This window comes from Qingrenia yutianensis, assembly GCF_014385105.1.
GTDB classification, from domain to species: domain Bacteria; phylum Bacillota; class Clostridia; order UMGS1810; family UMGS1810; genus Qingrenia; species Qingrenia yutianensis.
In genome coordinates, this window is record NZ_JACRTE010000003.1 from 49348 (window position 1) to 73153 (window position 23806).

Annotated in this window: 13 protein-coding genes; 12 read left to right on the forward strand and 1 reads right to left on the reverse strand. The window is 43.5% G+C overall.

Annotated elements, in window-relative coordinates:
* Nucleotides 1-3: 3 nt before the first annotated feature.
* Genes H8706_RS03475 through H8706_RS03500 form a run of 6 tightly spaced genes read left to right on the forward strand, consistent with a single transcriptional unit; the run spans nt 4 to nt 12425 of the window.
* Nucleotides 4-2619: an S-layer homology domain-containing protein gene (locus tag H8706_RS03475; protein WP_262431504.1), complete on the forward strand. Its 2616-nt coding sequence runs from the start codon at nt 4-6 to the stop codon at nt 2617-2619.
* A gap of 23 nt (nt 2620-2642) precedes the next feature.
* The gene (locus tag H8706_RS03480) at nt 2643-4781 is read left to right on the forward strand and encodes a helix-turn-helix domain-containing protein (RefSeq protein WP_262431505.1); all 2139 of its coding nucleotides are present in this window, start codon (nt 2643-2645) and stop codon (nt 4779-4781) included.
* The gene (locus tag H8706_RS03485) at nt 4771-8037 is read left to right on the forward strand and encodes a hypothetical protein (RefSeq protein WP_262431506.1); all 3267 of its coding nucleotides are present in this window, start codon (nt 4771-4773) and stop codon (nt 8035-8037) included. The genes H8706_RS03480 and H8706_RS03485 overlap by 11 nt, the downstream gene beginning before the upstream one ends.
* A 19-nt stretch (nt 8038-8056) precedes the next feature.
* On the forward strand, nt 8057-10132 hold the full coding sequence (locus H8706_RS03490) for an alpha-galactosidase (protein WP_262431507.1): 2076 nt from the start codon (nt 8057-8059) through the stop codon (nt 10130-10132).
* Complete coding sequence (locus H8706_RS03495) at nt 10129-11523, forward strand: L-fucose/L-arabinose isomerase family protein (protein WP_262431508.1); 1395 nt, start codon at nt 10129-10131, stop codon at nt 11521-11523. Before H8706_RS03490 ends, H8706_RS03495 begins: the two co-directional genes overlap by 4 nt.
* Before the next feature lie 14 nt (nt 11524-11537).
* A complete protein-coding gene (locus H8706_RS03500; protein ID WP_262431509.1) occupies nt 11538-12425 on the forward strand; it encodes a D-psicose 3-epimerase in 888 nt (295 codons plus the stop codon).
* A gap of 97 nt (nt 12426-12522) precedes the next feature.
* Here the strand turns inward: H8706_RS03500 and H8706_RS03505 are convergent, their stop codons facing one another.
* Nucleotides 12523-14703: an alpha-galactosidase gene (locus H8706_RS03505; RefSeq protein ID WP_262431510.1), complete on the reverse strand. Its 2181-nt coding sequence runs from the start codon at nt 14701-14703 to the stop codon at nt 12523-12525.
* 266 nt (nt 14704-14969) lie between these two features.
* Here H8706_RS03505 and H8706_RS03510 point away from each other — a divergent pair, with 266 nt between their 5' ends.
* The 6 genes from H8706_RS03510 (at nt 14970) to H8706_RS03535 (ending at nt 23783) form a co-directional block, all read left to right on the forward strand.
* A complete protein-coding gene (locus H8706_RS03510) occupies nt 14970-16304 on the forward strand; it encodes a hypothetical protein (protein ID WP_262431511.1) in 1335 nt (444 codons plus the stop codon).
* A gap of 216 nt (nt 16305-16520) precedes the next feature.
* Entirely contained in the window at nt 16521-17420 is a 900-nt protein-coding gene (locus H8706_RS03515; protein WP_262431512.1) for an S-layer homology domain-containing protein, read from the forward strand.
* Nucleotides 17421-17442: 22 nt separating this feature from the next.
* Nucleotides 17443-20115, forward strand: coding sequence for a hypothetical protein (locus tag H8706_RS03520; RefSeq protein WP_262431513.1), 2673 nt, complete (start codon nt 17443-17445; stop codon nt 20113-20115).
* An 18-nt stretch (nt 20116-20133) separates the two neighbouring features.
* The gene (locus H8706_RS03525) at nt 20134-20829 is read left to right on the forward strand and encodes an ABC transporter ATP-binding protein (protein WP_262431514.1); all 696 of its coding nucleotides are present in this window, start codon (nt 20134-20136) and stop codon (nt 20827-20829) included.
* Nucleotides 20830-22905 carry a Gldg family protein gene (locus tag H8706_RS03530; protein WP_262431515.1) on the forward strand — a complete coding sequence of 692 codons (2076 nt, stop codon included), beginning with the start codon at nt 20830-20832 and terminating at the stop codon, nt 22903-22905.
* Nucleotides 22902-23783 carry a DUF4340 domain-containing protein gene (locus H8706_RS03535; RefSeq protein WP_262431516.1) on the forward strand — a complete coding sequence of 294 codons (882 nt, stop codon included), beginning with the start codon at nt 22902-22904 and terminating at the stop codon, nt 23781-23783. The genes H8706_RS03530 and H8706_RS03535 overlap by 4 nt, the downstream gene beginning before the upstream one ends.
* Nucleotides 23784-23806: the final 23 nt, after the last annotated feature.

Below are 23806 nucleotides of genomic sequence, written 5' to 3' on the forward strand. Positions count from 1 at the left end.
AAAATGAAAAAAATTTCAGCAATTATTTTGTGCATATGTCTTTTGACCTCCTCTATGGTGGCAGCGGTGTTTGCACAGGACGAAAATATCCCGAACGGTGCATATCTTTTGCAGTATCTTAAAATTATGAATTTCGCCGATACGGAAAATTATTGGTCGGAAAACATAACGCGCGCGGAGTTTTCGCAGGCGGTTTATAATATCGTAAAAAGCGCGGACAAAGCAAAGTCGGGCAATGCGTATTATACCGACATTAAAGAGAATGAACCGCTTTTTGAGGCGATCGGATTTCTTGCGGAAACGGGAATTTTGACGGTGAGCGATGACAGAAAATTCAATCCCGACAGCCCTGTGACATACGACGAGGCGGTAAAAATGCTTGTAACTCTTGCAGGCTACGCGCCGTATGCAATGTCAAAGGGCGCATACCCGACGGGATACATTATGACAGCGCAAAATCTTAAAATAACAAACGGTTTGACGCTCGGCGGAAATTTGGACAGAGCCGCCGCGGCAACGCTTGTTTACAACACGCTTTCGGTAAAAATGTATGACGTGGATTTTATAAAAAACGGCGCGGTGAATTATACTTTTTCCGATACCGAAACGGTTTTGGAAAGATATTTTGACATCTATGCCGTTGAGGGCGTTGTAACAAAGCAGAATATGACGGATATTTCGTCGGAAAACGGTGATGTGCCGGGAGTTATTGCGATAGACGGTTATGAGTATACCGACAAAACAGAAAATCAAAATCTTCTCGGATATGAGGTTAAAGCATATATACAAAAGAACGTCACGGGCAGAGAAAGCGTTGTTTTTGCCGAGGTTTCGGAGCAGTGCAGAACGCTTGAAATTGACGCGGACGATTTGGTTGATGTAAGCATAAACAAAATTACATATACCGACAAAAACGGAAACGAAAAAACCGCAAAGCTTAAAAATGCGGCGTTTGTGAAAAACGGCACGCTTTTGTCAAGCAACATTTCGCAGAAAGCGTTTATAGAAAAGGGAAATTTAAGACTTGTTTCAACCGACGGAAGCACGTATACAACGGTTATCATAACCGAATACACCGTTATCTGCGCAGGTCTTATCGACGCGGGCGCGAAAAGGGTTTACGACAAATACGACCCGTCGCAGTACGTTGAGCTTGACCGTGAAAAATACGACAAGGTTTCAATAATTTTAAACGGTACCGAGGCGAATTTTTCAAGCATATGCGAGGGCGACGTTTTGACCGTTGTGTGCTCCGAGGATAAAAACAATGTTGCGTGCTACATTTCGGCAGACAAAATCACCGGAACTTTAGAGGCGGTGAGCGGTGACGATACCGTGTATATCGACGGCACGGAATACACTCTCGACAAAAAGCTTGCAAAAAGGTTTAACTTAAATCTTTTGGACACCGCGGAGTTTGTTTTTGACAAAACCGGCGAAATCGCCGAGGTGAAAAACGCGAAAAACGGCAAATATAAAACAGGTTACGTTTATGAATTCAACATTGACGAAAATAAGAGAAAAAGCCCTGTTTTAAGCATATTTACCATAGACGGAAAGTATGAAAAATTAAGATGCGCCGACAAATTTTCGGTTAACAACGGCAAAAAAACAAACAGTTCGGACGACCTTTTGAGCGTTTTGTGCAAAGCGGACGACAAAACGGTGTTAAAACCCCAGCTTATAAGATATTCGGTAAACAAGGACGGCGAAATCACAGCGGTAAATACCGCGGATTTTGCAAGCAGTATGAGCGAGTCACAGTATATCGGCAAAATTCTCGACGAGGGAAAATATAATTTTTTCTCGACGCTCGTATATCCGAAAACGCCCATTTCAACGCAAACGGTATATATGAAAGTCCCGAGCGATACGCTTATAGAACAAGGCGTTACCGATTCGAGATATTTTCAGATTATAGAGAAGAAAACGATAAAAACCACCCGTGCGTATGTTTTTGAAGCATACAAGTTAAACAACGACAGCCCCTACGCCGATGTTTTGATTTACAAAAGCGGTGTCGGCACCGAGCTGAACTCATACGACCCGTATGCAATGGTAAGACGCGTTTACAAATCGGTTGACGGCTACGGCAATGAAACAAACGTTCTTGAGGTGTTTGAAAAGGGCAAAGCCGTAAAATATTACACGGGCGATATGTGCGAGTGGCCCGCGGAGGACGTTCTGGAGGGCGACGTTATACGTTTTGCAATCGACACAGACGGAAGTGTGAATACAATAAAAGTTATCTGCCGTCCGTCGGACAAAGACTATCCCCTTCCGCCTGCAATGAACACAACCGCGTACGCCGCGGCAGGCAGACTCACCTGTCATTATGCATATGACAAGTGGGAGGGAAACGAAATGGATGCGGGCGGACTTTTAAGCGTTATGATGCTTTCCGATACCTTCGGCGGCGACACAAGCTTTGCTCTGGCATACAGCCGTCTTAAAAATATGATGATTTATGACAGTACACAGCCCAAAGGAAAAAGAGTATATTTAGGCTCAATCGACAACGTTGTAACTTACAAAGGCTCGGGCGGAACGGGTGCGTCGTATGTAATAGCGCACGCAAACGTCGGCTCGGTTGAAAACGTGTTTGTTATAAACAATTAGGAAAAATTTAACGGGAGAAGTCTATGAGATATTTTAAAGCGGACAGTAACATAAAAAGGCAGTATTTTGTGACGGCGGCAATACTTTTGGCAGTGCTGATACCCGTGTATATTGTTTCGTACAATATGACTGCCGAGAACATTTCGGCAGGAATACAGGGAAACATAGACGTTACTATGAATATGCTGGACAAGGAAACCGAAAGTCTGCGCAAAATAAGTATGAATATCGTGGAAACGGACGAATACACCGAGCTTAACAAAAATATCACAATAGACTCTCCCGTGGAATACGCATCGGTTAACAAGTTTGCGAAAAAATACAATCAAACCATAGATTTATCGAGCATTATTGAGGACTGCATAATATATTTCAAGCGCAGCGACGTTATCGTTTCAAAAAAACTCACGCTTTGCGGAGAAGATTTTTTGAGCGCCGACGATTTTATACGTTTCGGAAACGAAAGCTTTGACGATTTTGTGCAAAAGGCGTCGGAGGAGGGATTTTCCGAAACGTGGAGATACTGCCCTGATACGTTTTACTGCGGAAAAAAGAGCGATATACTGGCGGTGTGTGTTGCCGCAAGCAGAAATTTGAGCAGCAATGCCGACGCGGTTATAGTGGGGCTTATAGACGTTGACAGCCTGTTTTCGGCAATGGGAATGGACAATTTTAAAACGTATGCCGAGTATAAATTCACCGCGTATGACGGCAGTACGCTTATGGAAAGCGCTTCATACGGCAGTATGAAAACAAAGCACATTATTTCTTACGACAAAACAAGCGCCGCGGTAAGGCTGGATTTAAAGATAAGACCGTCGTACTATAACCAAAGAATGAAAATTTTGTTTATTCTTTTTGCAGTATACAGTATGATTATCGCCTCGGTGGGCGTGCTTATTGTGTTTTTCCTCGCAAAAATGCAAAATTCAAAAATGCACCGTCTTGCCCTTGCGGTTGAGGAATTCACCGGCATTGCAAATGTCAAAAACGATTACGATTATATCAGCGAGGTTTTAAAGGGCATAAACAGAAAAAATCTGTATCTTGACAGTGTTGTTGCGAAAAATGTTATATACAAGCTTTTCACAATGACGCTGACCGACGACGAGTATGACATCATAAGGTCGAAATATCCCGAGCTTTTCGGCGAAAGCATTATTATGATTATAAAAAGCGAAAATATGATGCCCGAAATCATTGAGCTGGGCGCAAAGCAGTACGGGCTTGAAATTACTGCAATGCTGAAAAACTACAACGGCAATATTGTGGTGATAATAAAGGCGCGCAGCAGCAGTGAATATTATGCCGAGGCGGCGGAGAAAATATCGGAGCTTGTGTCGAGAATTAAAGAAAAAGGCATTGACATATATGCTTCGGTGAGCGGAATATGCGAAAGCATTGAGGAAATTCCCGAAAAATACAAAGAGGCTCACAATCTTTTAAGGCATCTTGAATATCAAAATCTCATTCTTGCCGATACCGACAGAGCAGAAAAATCGCTTGCGCTCACGGGTATGGGCGATAAGCTCTACGAGCTTGTTATGTCGGGCAACGAGTTTGAGGCAAGCAGAATTGTTTACGAGCAGTGGTACGATTTGAGCGAAAATTTTGCGGACAACAGTCTGGAACAGCTTTTCTTCGACCAGCGCAGAGCGCTTATCACCGCCGCGGAAAACACAGGATATAACGGTGAAATCGTAAACTACGACAGCAACAAAAACATTCGCGAAACCGCCTTTGCGGTGACCGAATGTATATCGAAACTTTGCGCGCACATACGTTCGCTGCGCAGTGAAAAGAAAAAATACGACGAAATTATAAATTATATTCTTAATCATTACACCGAGCCGTTTTTCGGTATGACAAGCGTTACTACGTATTTTAACGTGTCGGATAAAACCGTGAGCAATGTTGTAAAGCAAAAAACGGGACAAAGCTTTTTGGGATATGTTGAAAATCTGCGTATCGACAGGGCAAAAACGCTTTTGGAAGACGACACGTTAAAGGTTGCGGATGTTGCGAATATGTGCGGTTACGGAACGGAGGGTGCGTTCTACAAGGCATTTAAAAAGAAAGTCAACGTATCGCCTGGTGTTTACAGAAAAAGCAGAACAAACAGGTTTATTCTCAATGACGGGGAGGACGGCAATGAAAAATAAAGTTGCGTTGAAAGCTATAATTTTACTGCTGATATTGACAAATTTTATAAGCGTGCTTGCGTTTGACGGCTATGTTTTAAACTTTGAAAACGGTACGGGCGATTGGACAAGAGTGTCATCTTCGGGTGAAATGTTTGCGGAATATACAGACGCATTGCATAAAAACGCACTTTATGTAAATTCGCCGGGCGTGCTGGCAAAATACCGTTTAAATCTTGAAAACCCCGTTCCGGCAGATGATAAAATATATTCTTTGAGTTATGATATTAAAATTGACGAAATAAAAAACCAAACGACGAAACAGACCGTTTCGGTGTGCGTTTTGGGTTCAAACAACGTTATGGCGTTTTACGGTTTGAGAATTGACAACGGCGAGGTGTCGTATCCGAACGGCTATGACACAACGGGCATCAGCACCGCGAAGGACGGCAGTGAAACCTTAAAAATTTCGCAGGGCGAATGGCACAACTTGAAAACGGTGTATAACAGAGCAAGCGGAATTTTTACATATTATGTCGATAATCTGCCTGTGCGCACGCGGAAAGGCGATGTTTTACGGGTTAAGGCTTACGAAAAAATTGAGAATTACAAAATTGCAAAGCTTGAACTTGTGTCGCGCAATTTGTCCAAAACGGACAGAATTTATATCGACAACATCACGATTAAAGAGGAGGCGGAAATACCCGAATATACAGGCGTTAACGTGTACGGCGCGAGAATATATGACAACACGGGAAACGAAATTTTGCCGAATAATATTCAGGGCGCGGATAAGTTTAATTTAAGCTTTGATTACACCGCGGACAAAGATTTTTCATATGCGGCGGCGCTGTATAAAAACGGCGCGCTGAAAGACATTGTATGTGCAGAAACCGATACGGCAAACAACGGTTATGAGTGCAGAGAAAATATCGAAATCGAGAACAAATCGGGCGCGGATACGTTAAAGCTTTTTGCCCTGGATAGTTTGAAAAGCTTAAGACCGTATAAGGTGCGGTGGAAAGAGGACGAAAAAAGCGAAATTTCCGTTTTGCTTGACAAAACTGCAATTCAAAATGAGAATTTTTCCGTTTCGGGCGACGAACTGAGCACCGAAACGCACGGCGGAAAAACGGGAATACTTTTAAAACCTCCCGTTATGGACAGCGATATTGCGGCGGCGCAGAAGAAAAAGTACAACAGCACCCTCGGCGGACCCGAAAGCGCGTATTACATAAATTTTGACGTTAACGAAAAAAGCTTTTTAAACCGCACGGACGGCTTGTGCATTGAGGCGGAGGTTTGCTATTTTGACGAAGGTTACGGCGCGTTTACTCTGGAATACGACACACTTTACGAGTCGCTCAAAGAGGCGGAATATGTGGAGCTTGACAATACAAAAACGTGGAAAACACACACCTTCAGACTCAAAAATGCGCATTTTACGGGCGAAAATACCGATTTCAGGCTTGCAACCTGGGGCGAAATAATGCGCTATTCAAACACGGGCGTTGTTTTTTCGTCGGTTAAGCTGAAAAATACGGGAGCGAAAAATCAGTTTGACATAACCGCCTCGTCATCGCACACGGGAAATATATATTACACGGGCGAAAATATGGCTTTTGATATAAAAATTTCACCGCGCGCGTTTTATAACTATTCAAAATCATTCGGCGAATATGATGCGGTTTTAAAATATACTCTCCTTGACGAAAACAAAAATGAGATAAGTAAAATCGGTACAAAAACCGTTTCGGTAAAGCCCTGTCAAACCGTTTCGGACACTGTGACTTTCAGCGTTCAAAAATACGGAATTTACTATCTTAAAACCGAAATAATATGTGACAAATACAATATTTTCGGCGAGAAAGAAACGGAATTTTCGTACGTCAACAGTGACAAAACAACGGTTAACTATGACTTCGGCATAACGGGCGGTCAAAAAATTGCAAATACCGAAAAGCTTGCGAAAAACGCAGGTATCGGCTCGGTGCGCTGGGTGAGAAATATGCGCGACGTTATGAGCCTTACATATGACGACACTACATATACTCTTAAAGAAAAGGGAATAAGCACCGAGTGGAAAAATTGGCAGAACACGCTCGAGGCAAAAGGGTTTGACATAATAAACACGCTTTTGGCGCAGAGTATGCCTTATTCAAATCAAACCAAAAACGGATATAAACTTCATATTCCGTACGGTGATGACGGACGTGATTTGTTTGCGCAGTATTGCAGATATTTTGCGCAAAACGTTTCGTCACAGTATTACGAAATCTGGAACGAATTCGATTCGCCGGCGGGAAAATCGTATAATATGAACGGTGAGGACTACCGCAATTACGGAAATCTTCTTGTAAAATCGGCAGACACGGTTTATTCGTGCGACCCGGACGCAGAGATAATTGCGGTGGTGTCGGGAAGCAAAAGCACGCACGAAAAATCAATAAAGCGCGTTATTGAGCTTATCGGTGCAGGTAAGGCGGAAAATACGCTTGACAAATATTTTAACATAGCGTCGGCACACCCGTATCACTGGAACGACAATCCGCTTTTTGCCGAGTATACCGACACCGGAAAGATGACCGATATGTATAAGCATATGAAAGAAATACGCGATTTGTACGATAGTTACAATCTTAAAAATACGCGTCTTTACGTAACCGAGGTTGCGTGGTCGCCTCATTACACAGCATACAACGAATACGGCGCCTTCCCAGACAACAAAAACATAATCGCCGACCCTTCAAAGGCGATAAGAAAGCCGATTACCGAAAAACAACAGGGAAGCTATCTTGTGCAGACTTACGTGATGATGAAAAAAGATAACCTTGTGGAAAAATTTATGCCCTACCTTTTTGTGCGCCAGACAAACGTACGCGTTGACCGCGACAAAAATATGGGTATTTTGAAAAACTACAAAAGTTATCTTGAAGATGTTCCGCTTGCGGCAACAAACGCATATCTTGCGGTTTCAAATATGAATATGCTTCTTGCAAATGCGCAGTATATGAGCGATTTTTATTTTGACGATACTTCAAAAACCGACGTGTGCTACCGATACAGGCAAAATAACGGAAACGATATTGCGGTTTTGTGGTCGGCAAAAGAGGACGGCGAAAATGTGTCGGTCAATTTCGGGTGCAAAAAAATAACGGTGTACGACGAATACGGAAACGCGTCCGAAATGCAGAGCAACAGCGGAATTTACAGCTTTAATCTCACACAGTCAACTGTGTATGCAACGGGAAATTTTAGTGAGTTTAAGAAAAACTGAAACATTATCGGAGGGAAAAATGCAAAGAATTGACAACGCATATGTCAGCTATGGCGAGTATTTTTTGGACTACAACACAAAAACATTCGAGCTTAAAATCGGCTTCGGCAAAACGTGCATAACCGCGCACATTAAAAGCGGTATATTTGAAAATTACAAAAAAAGCGATATTAAATATAAGCTGAAAAACACAAAAAACATTAAAACGGTCGTTTATAAAAATGGCGAAACAAGCCTTACGCTCATATTTGAGGCGAGCGCGAGGGGAATAGGAATAAAGAAAAAAGGCGATGCACAGATAGACGGAATATTTAATTTTGACAGCGTTTCCGACGTTATTTCGGTCAGAATGTCGAAAAATTCGCCCGTTTTCAGATGTTCCTGCGGTTTGGGTGCGTCAAATTCGGACAACGCGCTTTTTGACAAAAACACCGACACCGCGTATGTTGCGGAGGGGTGTACCCTCGGTTTTGACAAAGAAAAAAACGTTTATACAGTAAAGGGCGGTGCGGAGCTTAAATTCAGGGTTGAAAAAGACGTTTACGCAAACAAGTATCACATAAAATATGCGAAAATAAACAAAAACAACACCTTCGGCAAAAATTTGCCCGTCGGCTTTATGACGTGGTACGCGGTGAAATTTGACGCAAGCGAAAAAACGGTTTTGGAAAATGCGCTTTTTCAGAAAGAGCATTTAAAAGACTTCGGCGCAAACACCGTCTGGGTGGACTGGGAATGGTATCACAAGGGCTTTGACGCGGACAGCGTGCGCGCCGACGGCGTGGACACCTTTAATCCCGATAAGGAAAAATATCCGAACGGTTTAAAATACGTTTCGGACAAAATAAGAGAAATGGGATTTATTCCGTCGCTCTGGATAGGACCGACCAACGAAACCTTTGAAACCGATTATTTAAAGGCAAATCCCGATGTTCTGCTTGCAAAAGAGCAGTGCTGGGTGGGCACGTATTTCTATGACATCACCCATCCGAAATTTTTAAACGATTTTCTTCCCAAGGCACTTTCTATGGTGGACAAATGGGGTTATGATGCGGTGAAGTTTGACACACTCCCGATTTGTGCGGAGCGGTGCGAGGAATATCACGAACGGCTTTATAACAGTGAAATCACAACATACGGAGCGTACCGCAATATGATTGCAAAAACGCGCGAAATTCTCGGCAAAGACAGATATATTCTGTCGTGTTCGGGCGACAAAAGGAGCGATGTTTTGTGGGCGGCGGATATGTTCGACGCGGCGCGCATAGGGCTTGACATTTTCAAGTGGGAGGAATTTTTGCAAAACTGCGTTTACCGCACAATGGAGTTTTATCCTCTGCACAACGTTGTGCTTTACAACGACCCCGACAATGTTGTTGTGAGGAGCGAGTTTAACACGTTAAATCAGGCAATTTCGCGCGCGACATTCGTTTCGATGCTCGGTATGCCCGTAACGTTCGGCGATGCGTTCCGCGATTTGGACGAAAAGCGCGTTGATATTTTAAAACGCGTAATTCCTCCGCTCGATATATCTCCGAAGGACATTTCGGCACGCGTTGACAAGCGCGATGTGTGCGTGACAAACCTTTTTGTGAACAAAAAATTTGAAAATTACAATGTTGTGAGCGTGTTTAACACAACGGACAAAAAGTGCGAATATACGCTCGATTTTGAAAATGAGCTTGAACTTGACGGTGAAAAATATCATATTTATGATTTTTGGAACGACAAATATCTTGGTACGGCGAGCGGAAAAATATCGCTTTCGCTTAATGCGTGCGAAACAAGGCTTTTATCGGTAAGACCGAAAAAAGACATTCCGCAGATTATCAGCACAAACCGTCACATCACGCAGGGTGCACAGGAAATCGAGGATATGCGCTTTGAAGAAAACACGCTTTTTGTAAGGGCAAACCTTGTTAAAAACGACGAATATAAAATTGCCGTGTATGTTCCTGATATTTACAGAGTGTCGGACTGCGGTGCACTTAAAGCCGAAAACGACAAAAAATACGGCAATGTTAAATATTTTTGGTTTGTTCCCGAGAAAAACGGCTGTTATGAATTTAAAATTAAATTTGAGGTGGAATTATGAAAAAAACAACATTTGCACTTTATTTCGGAAACCGCGGATTTTTCCCCGGCGAGCTTATCGCGTCGGCGCGTGACGAAATGACGAAAACGCTCGAAAAATCAGGCTTCGGATACATAATATCCGACGAAAATTCCACGCGTTACGGCGCGGTGGAAACGCTTGAAGAGGGTGAGTTTTACAATAATTTTTTGAAAAAGCACGAGGGCGAATATGATGGAATTATCATTTGCCTTCCCAATTTCGGCGACGAAAACGGTGCATATGCCGCGCTGAAAGACGCTGACGTGCCGATTTTGGTTCAGGCTTATCCCGACGAGGTCGGAAAAATGGATTTTGCGCACCGCCGCGACGCGCTTTGCGGAAAAATCGCAATGTGCAATGTTTTAAGGCAGGCTGGCATAAAATACACGCTCACGTCCAAAACCGCCGTTTCACCGTCCGATGAAAGCTTCGCCGAGGATTTGAGGCAGTTCGGCGCAGTGTGCAGAATTGTCAAAAATTTAAAAAGCTTTAATATTGGTGCAATCGGCGCGCGCACAACCGCGTTTAAGACCGTGCGTTTCGACGAAATCGCTATGCAGAGAAAAAAGGTGAATGTCGAAACGATAGACTTATCTTATGTTTTTTCTATGATGAATGAGCTTAAAAAAGAGGATTTAACCGAAAAAATAAGCGTTTTGGAAAATACCGCGTCGTTCGGAAATTATCCCGATGTAAAAAAAGAAAATCTTGCGCGCCTTTTAATTGTTTTGGAAAAAATCAAAAAGCAGTATAATCTTCAGGCTCTTGCCGTAAGGTGCTGGGATGAGCTTGAAAAAACGTATAACATTGCTCCGTGTGCTGCAATGAGCGTACTTAACGAACGGCATATTCCGTCGGCGTGTGAGCTTGATGTAAACAACGCGGTTATGATGTACGCTCTCGACTGCGCGAGCGAAAACCCCGTTATGCTTCTCGACGTTAACAACAATTACAACGGCGATATGAATAAAACCGTGCTTTTTCACTGCTCGGCAATTCCGCAGTCGTTTTTTACGGAAAAAGGCAAAATTTCAGAGCATCTTATGTTTAAAAAATCGTACGGCGAGGGCACGGGAGTCGGCATTGTAAAGGGCAAAATTATGCCCTGCGAGGTTACAATCGGAAGCTTTAAAACCGAGGACGGACACCTTTGCGCATTCACAACCGAGGGAAAACTCACAAACGACAAGCTTGATGATGAATTTTTCGGTTGCGGTACGGTGTTTGAAAGTGCAAAAAACGCCGAACTTTTGGAATATATGTGCAAAAACGGCTACCGCCATCACGTTGCAATAGCAAAGGGAAACTGGGCGAAAGCGGTTAAAGAGGCTATGGAAAATTACCTTGAATATGATATTGATTTGATTTAGGGAGGAATTTTTAAATGAATAAACTTGGAATTTTTATGAATTTCTGGGAGAAAAACTGGGACGCGGACCACGCAAAATATATAAAAAAGGTGAAAAAACTCGGATTTGACATTTTGGAATTTCAGGCACAGCCGCTGCTTGAAATGACCGACGAAAAGATAAGAAATCTCAAAAAACTTGCTGATGATGAAGGAATTGAGCTTACATATTCGCTCGGACTCGACCCTAATTTTGACGTTTCGTCGCTTGACGAAAGCGTAAGGCTCGGCGGTGTGAAATATCTTCAGAACATCATACGCAAAATGAAAATCGGCGGGGGAACACTTTTGTCGGGCGTAAGCTATGCAGGCTGGGGCACGCCGAACGTGATTATGGACAGCAAAGAGGCGTATCTTAATCAGAGCGTAAAAAGTATGCGCGAGATTGTGAAAGTTGCCGAGGAATGCGGTGTTACGTACTGCGTTGAGGCGGTAAACAGGTTTGAAACCTGCCTTATCAACACGGCAAAAGAGGCGGTGGACTACTGTGATATGATTGACAGCCCGAATATCGGCGTTTTGCTTGATACATACCATATGAATATCGAGGAAAACAATATCGGCGACGCGATAAGATACGTCGGCAAAGACAGACTCAAAAACTTCCATACGGGCGAAAACAACCGCACCGCGCCGGGCAGAGGACACATCGATTGGGACGAAATTTTTAAGGCGCTTTCCGATATAGGCTATGAGGGCAGAATTGTGTCCGAGCCGTTTGTTATGCAGGGAGGCGAGGTTGGACGCGATATTCACGTTTTCCGCGATTTGGTGGAAAATCCGACCGAAGAAAAAATTGATAACGAAGCAAAATTTTTGCTTGATTTTGAAAGAAAAATGATAGAAAAATACAGTAAAAAATGACGGGATATTTGAAAATATATTTCGGTTAAAAGTTTACAAACAGCAACCCAAGCTTATGCTTGGGTTGCTGTTTTTTCCTCTGTGTTATTTATTCAATTCAAATCGGTGTCACTTTTTCAATTTCGATTATACGGTTAAACGACTCTGTTTCTATGTCGTTTATAAAAATCCCGTAATTCATAAGCGTTCTTCCGGTATAAACCGTATCGCCGAGCTTATATTCCGCGTTTTCGTCAAGTCCGCGGAGTTTTAAATTCTTAATCGGCTGGCACGAAAGCGCGTTTGCAACCGAATAGTAAACGATTGATTTTTCCTTATCCTCCGAAACATACTGCCACGACGCCTGACGCTTTTCAAACGGATTTACAAGTCTGTAAAACGTCCCCGTCGTTATGACATTTCTTATTCTTTTATAAAACTCAACCTGTTTTTTCATTTCCTCGATTTCGTCACCGCCGAGCGCCGACAAATCAAGCTCATACCCGAACGCGCCGTTCATAGCGGTGCAGGCGCGCATAGAAAGCGATGTTGTGCGCAAAAGCTGATGATTGGGACTTGCCGAAATGTGCGTTCCGACCGACGACATAGGATAAACAAGGCTTGAACCGTATTGAATATAAAGCCTTTCCACCGCGTCGGTGTTGTCGCTCGCCCAGCACTGGGGCATATAATAAAGCATACCGGGGTCGCACCGTCCGCCGCCTCCCGAACAGCTTTCAAACAAAATGTTCGGGTGCGATGATGTGATTTTTTCAAGCACCTCGTAAAGTCCGAGAATGTACCTGTGATAAAATTCGCCCTGTCTGTCGGGCGCAAGTTTTTGCGAAAACGCGTCGGTGATATTTCGGTTCATATCCCATTTCACATATTCGATATTTGCGCTGTCCAAAACGTTTGACACTGTTTTTACGATATAATCTCTCACATCGCTTCTTGTGTAATCCAAAACAAGCTGATGGCGCGCGTAGTGTTTCGGACGGTTTGGTATGCCTATCGCCCAGTCGGGGTGCGCGCGGTAAAGATTGCTGTCCTCCGAAATCATTTCAGGCTCGAACCACAAGCCGAATTTCATACCTTTTTTGTTAATTGCGTCCGCGAGCGATTTTAAATTTCCGCCGAGTTTTTCCTCGTTTGCAAACCAGTCGCCGAGCGACGAAAAAGAATTGTCGCGCTTGCCGAACCAGCCGTCGTCCAGCACAAAAAGCTCAATTCCGATTTTCGACGCGGTATCGGCAATTTTTATAAGTTTTTCGCGGTCAAAATTAAAATACGTCGCCTCCCAGTTGTTTATAAGTATCGGGCGCGGAAGATTTTTAAATTTGCCTCGGCAAAGGCGCGTGCGGTAGAGCTTGTGATACGTCTGCGACATTTCGCCGAGCCCGTTTTGCGAGAACACCAAAACTGCCTCGGGAGTTGAAAAACTTTCTTCTTTGTCAAGCTTATAGCGGAACGAGAACGGATTTATTCCTGCCGTAACACGCGGTGCTGCACAGTTTTCAAGCTCAATTTCAAATTTGTGGTTTCCGCTGTAAACAAGCGAAAATCCGTAAACATTGCCGTTTTTTTCGTTTGCGCCCTTTTCAAAAAATGCCAGAAACGGATTTTCGGTGTGTCCCGACGCGCCTCTGCGCGACTCAAAACCCTGACTGCCCTGATGAACGGCGTTGCGTTCAATATGCTTTTCGCGCGTGTGCGCACCGCAGAGGTGAATATATTCGTAATCACCCTCGGGAAAATCGGCGCATACACTCTGCGCGCTGTTTAAAAATACGGGATTTTCGCCGTTGTTTATGATTTGGGCGTGACGGCATATTGCGTTAAAATCCTCAAAAACCGCATAGTAAAGGTTTACGGTGATATTTTTTCCGTTATCCTCCTCGGTGATAACAAGCGTCTGCGCCTCGGCGTCATTTTCTGTATACACCGACGGAAGCCCGTTTATTTTCGGCTTGCCGTTTAAAATTTTGTGTTCCTTATATTTTAAAAACAGCGTTTTCGAGCCGTCGGGAAGTGTTATGTCAAGCGCGGGGGTGCGGTAGTCGCACCCGTTTGACACGGGATATTCCGACGGCATAATTCCGGGTGTATAGCTTGAGTCGTCCTCGTAAGGATACGGCGAAAAAGAGTTGCACACGGGACGTATCACATCAACTCCGCAAAGGTCTGTGCGCGCGCCGAAATATGCGCCGAGCACATCTCCGTGCTCGCTTATTTTAATTATGTAACTTAAATTTTTGTTATACAAATGAAATTTTTTATCTTTAAATTCAATCGGCAAAATAAATTCCTCCCGTTTATTTTTTATATGAATAATATCATCAAATCAAAAAAAGGTCAAGATGCAAAAACTTGTTTTGCACCAAAGACACAAGAACTCAAATTCCCCGTCGTATCGGGGAATTTTTAATGCACTAAATCTTGCCTTATGCTTCCTAAAGTGTTTAATTTTTCAAGATAAGAGGTAAAGTTTTTATAGTGAAAAGCAAAAAAATTTATTGTAAAATTGTAATATGAACAAATTGTAAACAAGTTTGGAGGATAAGTATGAAAAAGTTTTTAGCCTTTGCTTTAACGGCAGGAATTGCAGGCAGTTCGTGCTGCTATGCGTATAACGGCGCCGAAGTTTATTCAAACGGTTTTGAAAACGGAATTTCTGATTTCGGTACATATTACAGCGGACGGGCAGACACCGAGCTTCCTATGATTTTCAAATCCGAAAACGACGGCGGTATGCTGGAAATTGTTCCGGTCTGCGATTTGGCGGAAAAGGAAAGCAAATCGAACGTTAGTTCCGGCTTTGCATATCAGGGAGTTGTGTGCAATAAATATTTTGCCCTGTCCGACGGCGAAAGCTATACTTTGAGCGCCGATATTTTAAACGGCGGAAACGATAAAATCACCGCGTGTTTTATTCTGCTTAACCAAAACAAGGTTTTGGGAGCGTCGAAAAAATACGAAATCGAGAGCGGAAAGAAAATCAACATTGAATATAATTTTGCATCAAACCGCACAACCGATAAGGGCAAGGCGGTTTTGGCGCTTTATAACGTCAAAAAAGACGAGAGCGTGTTTGCGGATAATTTTGAACTTGCAAAAGGATACGCTGAAAGCTGGAGCGGAGATAACGCAGTTGTCACCAAAAACGGAAACATAATTTTGTTAAGCGGAAATAATTCGGGCTACGGCACGGCGAAAACAAGCGTTTTGAAAAGCACGCTTGCAGACGAACCGCACGTTTTTGAGGCAACCGTCACCGCGAATGAGAAAACGTTTTTAAACATCACCTGTCCGCAGATTGACCTCTGCAAAAAATCGTATGTGATAAAGAAAGGCGAAACAAAGAAAATCTATCTTGAGTTTAACCCGTCGGACGCAAACGGCGATACGCTTATGTTTGAAATTTCGGCGGTCGGAAAAACGTCGGCGGTAAAAAATCTTGAAATATCGGACGTGAAAATAAAGGATGTTCTGCACAGCGTAAACATTAAAGAAGAAAACGGAAAACTTACCGCGTCGGGCAGACTTAAAGAAGAAAACGCACATTATTCCGCAGACATTTTTGAACAAACCGATTACACAAAAGATTTTGAAACAAACACAGACGGCGAATATTCGTTTGAAATTGCCGATTTGTCATCTTTCCCCGACGATACGGCGGTAAACGTTACGGCGAAAATTTCGGCGAACGGCTATGACAGCGACATAACGGGCGAATATTTATACATAAGCAAAAATTACAAAAACGCGATTGCGCAAAAGGTTAACGAAAAGAAAACCGCGTCTGAAATTGCGGAAATTCTCACCGAGGATGTGCTCGATATTACGGGCATATCGGCGGAACCTGTGTTTAAGGCGTCAAATCAGACAAACGTTTTTTAATATGTTGCAAAAACCGATGTTGCGGATTATGACAAGCTTTACGACGCGCTTATAACCGGCGCGTGCATTGACACCGCAAAAAGCGGTGAATATAAAATCAGCGACATTGCCGACGGCTATTACGACCGATTTGGATTTTTTGAAAATGCCGATGTAAAAACAGCATATTCGTCGGCAGACAAGGCAAAAATAAACGAGATTTTCGCAAGTCTGAATTTGCCCCTTGCGTCAAAAGACGATATGAACGAAAAATTCGGCAAAAGCGTTGTTAAATACGAGGTTTCAAAATGCGCAAACTATTCCGAGGGAATGAAAACCGTTGCAAAATTTGCCGATATTCTCGGCATAAGCCTTGAAAAATACAACAAGGTTTCGGAAACGGGTGTCGGCTACAACGCGGCGAATGAGTTTGTGAAATATTTAAAATCGTCAAACGACTATTCAACCTCTGTTTTGCAGGATAAGCTCGACACGCTCTGCTCACAGAAACTGATACCCTCCGACAGCGGAAAAGGCTCGTCGTCATCTTCGTCATCGTCTAAAGGCGGTGCCGGAACAACCGCTCCGAGCGTGCCCGTCATAAATGACGAGGTATTTGAATTTACCGATTTGGACGGCGCGGACTGGGCGAAAACATATATTTACAAGCTTCTTGAAAAAGGCGTTATAAGCAAGAGCGCGGATAAAAAGTTTAACCCGAACACAAACATCACACGCGCGGAATTTGCAAAAATGGCAAGTGTGCTGTTTAACTGCGAAGAATACGGCGGTACGGCGAAATTTTCCGATGTATCGGAAAACGACTGGTATTTTAAATACGTTATGGCACTTTATAAATCGGGCGCGGTAAACGGCGTGAGCGAAACGGAATTTGCACCGAACGATTACATCACGCGTCAGGATATGTGCGTTATTCTTGCAAAGCTTGCAAACCTTGACACAAGCACGGCGGCCGCCGATTTTGCGGACAGCACCGACATTGCACCGTATGCGCTCGGCGCGGTTGCGGCGGCAAAAAACAGCGGTATAATAAACGGATATTCCGATAACACGTTCAAGCCTTCCGCATTTGCAACGCGTGCGGAATGTGCAAAAATGCTTTGCAGTACAAAATAATAGCAGAGGAGAAAGTGGATATATGAAATTTATAAAAAATCTTATTTGTTTTTCGCTTTGCGCGGTTATAATGCTCGGAGCGTCCGTTGTTTCGTTTGCAGAGGACGGCGCGGACGGCATAACGGCGGACGTTTCGGAAAAAGCGAAAATGTATAACGCTCTCGGTATTTCAAATTTTGATTTGGACAAAATTTCGGGCGCGGACAAAATCTCGCGTTCCGATTTCTGCAATATCGCGGCATCGTTCGCGGTGAGGGATTTAAACCTTATAAACGCACAGGATATATCGGACATCACCTCGGACGACAAGGGAATGTATTATTTATACAATGCGGAAATAATAAACGGCGCGTCGGACGGAAAGCTTGAACCGCGAAGAAATATTCTTCTTTCCGAGGTGGTGAAGATTTTCACCGATATGCTGGGATATTCGTATCCCGCGAACGGAAACGGCGGTTATCTTTCTGGATATATGTCGACCGCATCGAAAATCGGTCTTTTAAACGGTGTTACGGCAGACGAAAACAGCGAGCTTGATTTGGAAAATCTTTTTACCTTGCTCGGCAACGTTATCGAGGTTCCCGTTATGGAGTGGAAATTCGGAAGCAATAAATTATACAAAACCGACGATAACATTCTTGCGCAGTCGCTCGGCATTCACGACGGCTATGGAGTTGTTGAGTCGGTAAAGGACGCGTCGCTCTATTCGTACGACGGCACAGGAAGCAATAAAATTGTAATCGGCTCAAAAACTTATACCGCAGACTTTGACACAAGCGGACTTTTAGGACTTAACATTGATTTTTACTTCCGCGAGGAAAGCGGTGACGACAAGCTTTTGTATGTTAAGCCGACGGACGAAAACAACAAAATTTTAACGCTTGACGGTGAGGATATTACCGAATATTCAAACGGAACGTATACATATGAGGACAAAAACGGCAAAGAGAAAAAAGCGCACATAAGCGACAGCACAATCTACATTTACAACGGCAAAAAGACTGACACAATGCCCGAATTTGCACCCGAATACGGCAGTGCAGTGCTTATCGACAACAACGGCGACGGAAAATACGAGGTTTTAAAGGTTACCGATATTAAAATTACCGTCGTGTCGTCGGTGAACAAAAACGCGCTTTGGATTGCCGATAAGTTCGACTCCGCATATGACATAAAACTTGACGGCGCAAGCTGTGACGAATACGAAATATACAGCGCGAAAGGCGAAATAATAAGCATAGGCGACGTTAAATCGGGCGACATTGCCGAGGTTGTCAAAACAAACAGCGCGCTTCCCGTTGTGAAAGTGAAAATTTCAGCCGATACCGTAATCGGTTCGGCGGACGAAACGGGAACATCCGACGGCAGAAACACCGTTACGGTGAACGGCACGGAATACAAAACGAGCCATAGATTTGACAGCCTTGTGAAAAGCGGAAAAATAAACAGCCTAAAGCTTGGCGAATACTATCTTTTCAGTCTTGATTTAAACGGAAATATAGCATATGCCGACAAAGACGCGGCATCCGATGCGCGCATAGGCTTTGTGTTCAGTTCGGAAAACGACGAAACAAACCGCAAGCTTGTAAAGTTTGATATGCTCGATATGTCGGGCACAAAAATCATTCTTCCTCTTGCGGAGAAAATAAAGGTTGACGGCGGCGCGAAAAAGAAAACCGCCGATATGAAACCGACCGATTTTGCGGTTAACACGCTTATAAAATTCAAAATGAACATTCAGGGCGAAATAACCGATATTTTCTACCCCGACGCGGTGAAAGACGAGTTTAACACGGTGTTTAAAAATGACAACGCGGTTCTGCGCGGTCACGCCGCAGGCAGAATGATAGGCGAACAGGTCAAAAATTCAAAGGACGACCAAACCTGCCTTGTAAAAGGTGATACAAAGGTTTTTGTCGTTCCGAAAACGGCATACGAAACAAACAGTATTGACGAGGACAAGGTTTTTGTTGTAGACCAGATGAGGCTTAAGGTAAATACGAATTACAACTTTGTCGGCTACAACACAAACGGCGATTTCGGTATGGTTGACACCGCAATGGTGTTTACCGAAAATCCCAACGGCTTTACCGATATGAAAAACCGAAGCGTGCTTGCGATAAGCAAGGTTATAAAAAAGGTGTGCGCGGACGGCGAAATCCGCGACGTTATTATGGGAATTGAAAACGGCGCGGAGGTTGAAGTTGAGGTTGAAGATTTGCGCGTCGGCGGAGGAAAAATTCCGTATGAAAGCGGTGACGTTATCTTCTACAACAAAACGAGCGGCAACAAAATCCGTCTTGCAGATTCGGGCTGGACGGCGAACGAAAAAGAACAGCTTCTTGTTGATTTTGACAAAATCAAAACCGACAAAAGCAACGCTTTCATCTTAAAGGAAGGTCAGATTTACGACAACTTAAAAGGCGACTTCATTGCGCTTTGCGGTGCGGTTTACGACACCGACGAGCCGTATATTTACATTGATTACAGCGCGGTGTTAAGCAACGACCAAAGGCGCATCACAGCGGTGAACACCGAGGCAACAAGCGCAAGAGTTTATGTGTACGACGAGGACAAGGAGGGCTACAGACTCGGCAGTGTAAGCGAAGCGTCGGGATATAAAAACGGCGGTAAATATTCCGAAACCTACACGCTTATAACGGGTTCGTGGGCGGTTGTGATTATATATCCCTGATAAATGAGGTAAACTTTTATGATTTGCGTAGAAAATATATCTAAAAATTTCGGAAAGGTAAAGGCTCTCGACAATGTGTCATTCTCGTTTGAAAAGGGCAGTGTTACAGGGTTTATAGGCCCTAACGGCGCAGGAAAGTCCACCGTTATGAATATCATTTCGGGGTTTATTCCGCAAACGTCGGGCACTGTAACGGTTGACGGCATTAACATTTCGGAAAACCCGATTGACGCAAAACGCAAAATAGGGTATCTTCCCGAAAAACCGCCGTTATACACAAGTTTTACGGTGTATGAATATTTGAAATGTATATTCGATATAAAAGGACTTAAGCTCAAAAAAGACGAGCATATTAAAGAAGTTGCCTCTCTTTCGGGAATTTCGGAGGTTATGGGGCGCAGAACGGCAAACCTTTCAAGCGGATACCGTCAGAGAGCGGGCATTGCATATGCAATTTTGGGTTATCCCGACTACATCATTCTGGATGAGCCGACAAACGGACTTGACCCCAGGCAAAAGCGCGATTTGCTTATGCTTATAAGAAAGCTGTCGAAAAAGCACGGCATACTTTTAAGCTCGCATATTTTGTCCGAAATCGAGGCTGTCTGCACCGATATTGTTATGATAAACAACGGAAAAACGGTTGATATAGGCAAAAATTCACACAGTACGGACATAGAAAAAATGTTTATGGAAGGGCTGGGTGATAATTAAATGCTTGCAATTTACAAAAAAGAGATTTACGCGTATCTTAAATCGGCGGTCGGATATGTTTTTGCAGGGGTTTACCTCGCCTTTTACAGCTACTTTTTTATGACGTACAACGTTGTCGGCGACAATGCCGATATAGGCTCGCTTTTGGAAAACGGAGTTGCGGTGTTTATACTTCTTATACCGATACTCACAATGCGCCTTTTTGCAGAGGAAAAGCATTCAAAAACAAGCTTTGTCTACCTTTGCGCACCGCTTAAAACGTATCAAACCGTTCTCGGCAAATATTTTGCCGCGCTTTCGGTTTTTGCGGTATCGTCGCTCATTGTGCCGGTATCGGGCGCGATTATGGTGTTTTTCAAAGGTCAGACGGTTATGGAGGTTGTATGCGTATTTTCGGGATACCTTCTTGTCGGCTCGGTATTTATCGCAGCCGGTATGCTGATGTCGTCGTTTGCCGAAAATCAGGTTATTTCCGCAATACTGTCGTTCGCGGTTCTTTTGGTTTTATACTTTGCGGACTTGCTTCTTGAGGCGTCCGGCGGTACGGTTTTTGAGGGGTTTATAAAACTTATTTCGGTTTCATATCACTACAAAAATCTTCTCGCAGGCATTTTCGATGTCGGTGCGGTTGTGTATTTTATAAGCCTTTCGGCGCTGTTTGTGACATTCACAATTCTTAAAACGGAGCAGAATACGCAAAACAAAAAAGTGCGTCTCGGCGTTTTTGCACTTATGTGCGTTGTGATTTTCGTGTTTTTAAATCTTTTTACCGAAAATCTTGCAAGAAAAATACCGCTTAAATTCGACTGTACGCAAAACAAAATGTTCACTCTCTCAAAAGAAACAAAAGAGTATTTGAAAACGGTAAACGAAGATATAAAATTTTATTATTTCGCCTCATCGGGCGACGAAAGCCCGTATGTTATGCAGGTGGCGGAGCAGTACACAAGAAACTGCAAAAACATTTCGTTTGAAAAAAAGGATATAATAAAAAATCCCGTTTTTGCCGAAAAGTACAAATCGGACGGCGAAAACATTTCAAAAGGCACCATAGTTGTCGAGAGCGGAAAAAGGTTTAAAAGCGTCGACCCGGGAAGTGCGATTGCCATTAACAGAAACGGAAACGTTTCGGCAAATCTGGGATTTACCCTTGAAAAAAAGCTTACCAACGCCGTTGATTTTGTCCTGCGTGACAAAAACGTTACGGTGCGGTATGTGACGGGGCATAACGAGGCAGATTTTTCAATCCCTGCGCAAAAACTGGGTGACGAAAATATTTCGGTTAAAAAACTTGACCTTGCAAACGAAGATATTTCGCCCGCCGATACCGATATGCTGGTGCTTTTCGGACTGCGCGACGACCTTACAAAACCCGAATACGAAAAGATTATCGGCTATCTTGATAACGGCGGTAAGGTTTTCATAGCGTCAAACGTCGGCGCAAGGTGCGAAAATGTTTTGAAGATTGCGGAGCAATACGGAATTTATGCGGACGATAACTGCCTTGTTGAGGGTGACAGCGGAAAAATCATAAAAAACAGCAATCTTTATCTTGCGGTTGAACCCGTCGGAAATATTTTTGACAACATAAGAAACACCGAACCGCTGGTTTTCCCGTCCGCAGGCTCGCTCACACTCAAAGATACCGTCGGTCTGAAAATATCAAGCCTTGCAAAAACGTCCGAAACAACGAAGTCAAAAGAAATTATGGACGACGGACTCGGAAGAACTCTCGGAGAAGGAGTGTTCGACGTTGCGGGAATGTCGGAAAACGATAAAAACGGCGCAAAGCTCATTTTCGCGTCAAACGCGCAGTTTATATCGCCCGACGGCGACGCGCTCAAAGGAATACTCAATTCATACAGCTTTGTAAACCGCGAATTTTTTGTTCAGACGGTAAAATACGCGGTGGGCGGTGACGGAATGTATATTTCAATCGCACCCAAAAGCATAATGAGCCGAAGCTTAAACCTCATGCTCAACCAAAAATTTGCGCTGATTGTGATTTTTATGCTTATCCCGGCATTTGTGCTTGTTTTGGGGCTTATCGTTTGGAGAAAGAGGAAAAATCTATGAGCAGAAAAAGTATCGTCATATGCTTTTTTATATGCGTTGCCGTGATTTCGGCTTATGCTTTGGTGTCGCGTCCCGAAAAGGAGGCGGAAAAAAGCTGGGTGCTTTCGTTTTCAGAGGACGATGTTAAAGAGATAAACGTTGAAAATACCGACGAAACATACAGATTATACAAAAAAGACGGAGTATGGAAATCTGATAGAAAAAGAGAGCTTTTGAGCGGAGCGGTTGAAGAATATTTCAAAAATACGCTCCCTATGGAGGGCAGAAAGCTCGAAAATGCAAAAAACGGCGCGGAATACGGTTTTGAAAATCCAGATACGACGGTGACATATATACTGAACGACGGCAGAATTTTCACCGTTGAAGTCGGCAAAAACACACCGCCCGACACCGAAACGTATGTAAAGTGCGGCGGTGAAACTTGCACGGTGTATACCGATGTGAGCAGTGAGCTTAAAAAACGGCTTTACCGCTTTACCGATACGGCGGTTGCGTCGTTTAAATACGAGAGAATTAAATCGGTTTCGGTTGAGGGAAACGAAAATTTCACGCTTGAAAAAACGCCGGAAGGCTGGAAATGCCAAGGCGAAATTTTAAGCGAAGAAAAGGTTAAACAAGAGGTTACGCGCTGGCTCGGCAATATATTTTTTGTAAAATGCTTTGACAAAACCGAAGAAAACCTTGAAAAATACGGATTTGACAGTCAAAGTACAAGCGTTTGCATAACCCTTGCAAACGGTGACAAAACCGTGATTTATCTCGGCTTATCCGACGGCGAAAACATATACATTTACACCGACAAAGCGGAGGAAATATATTCGGTAAACGCAAAGATGTTTGATTTTATAAAAAACGGCATTAAAGATTTACAGAATTAAACTTGCAATGAAAGGAAGGACGT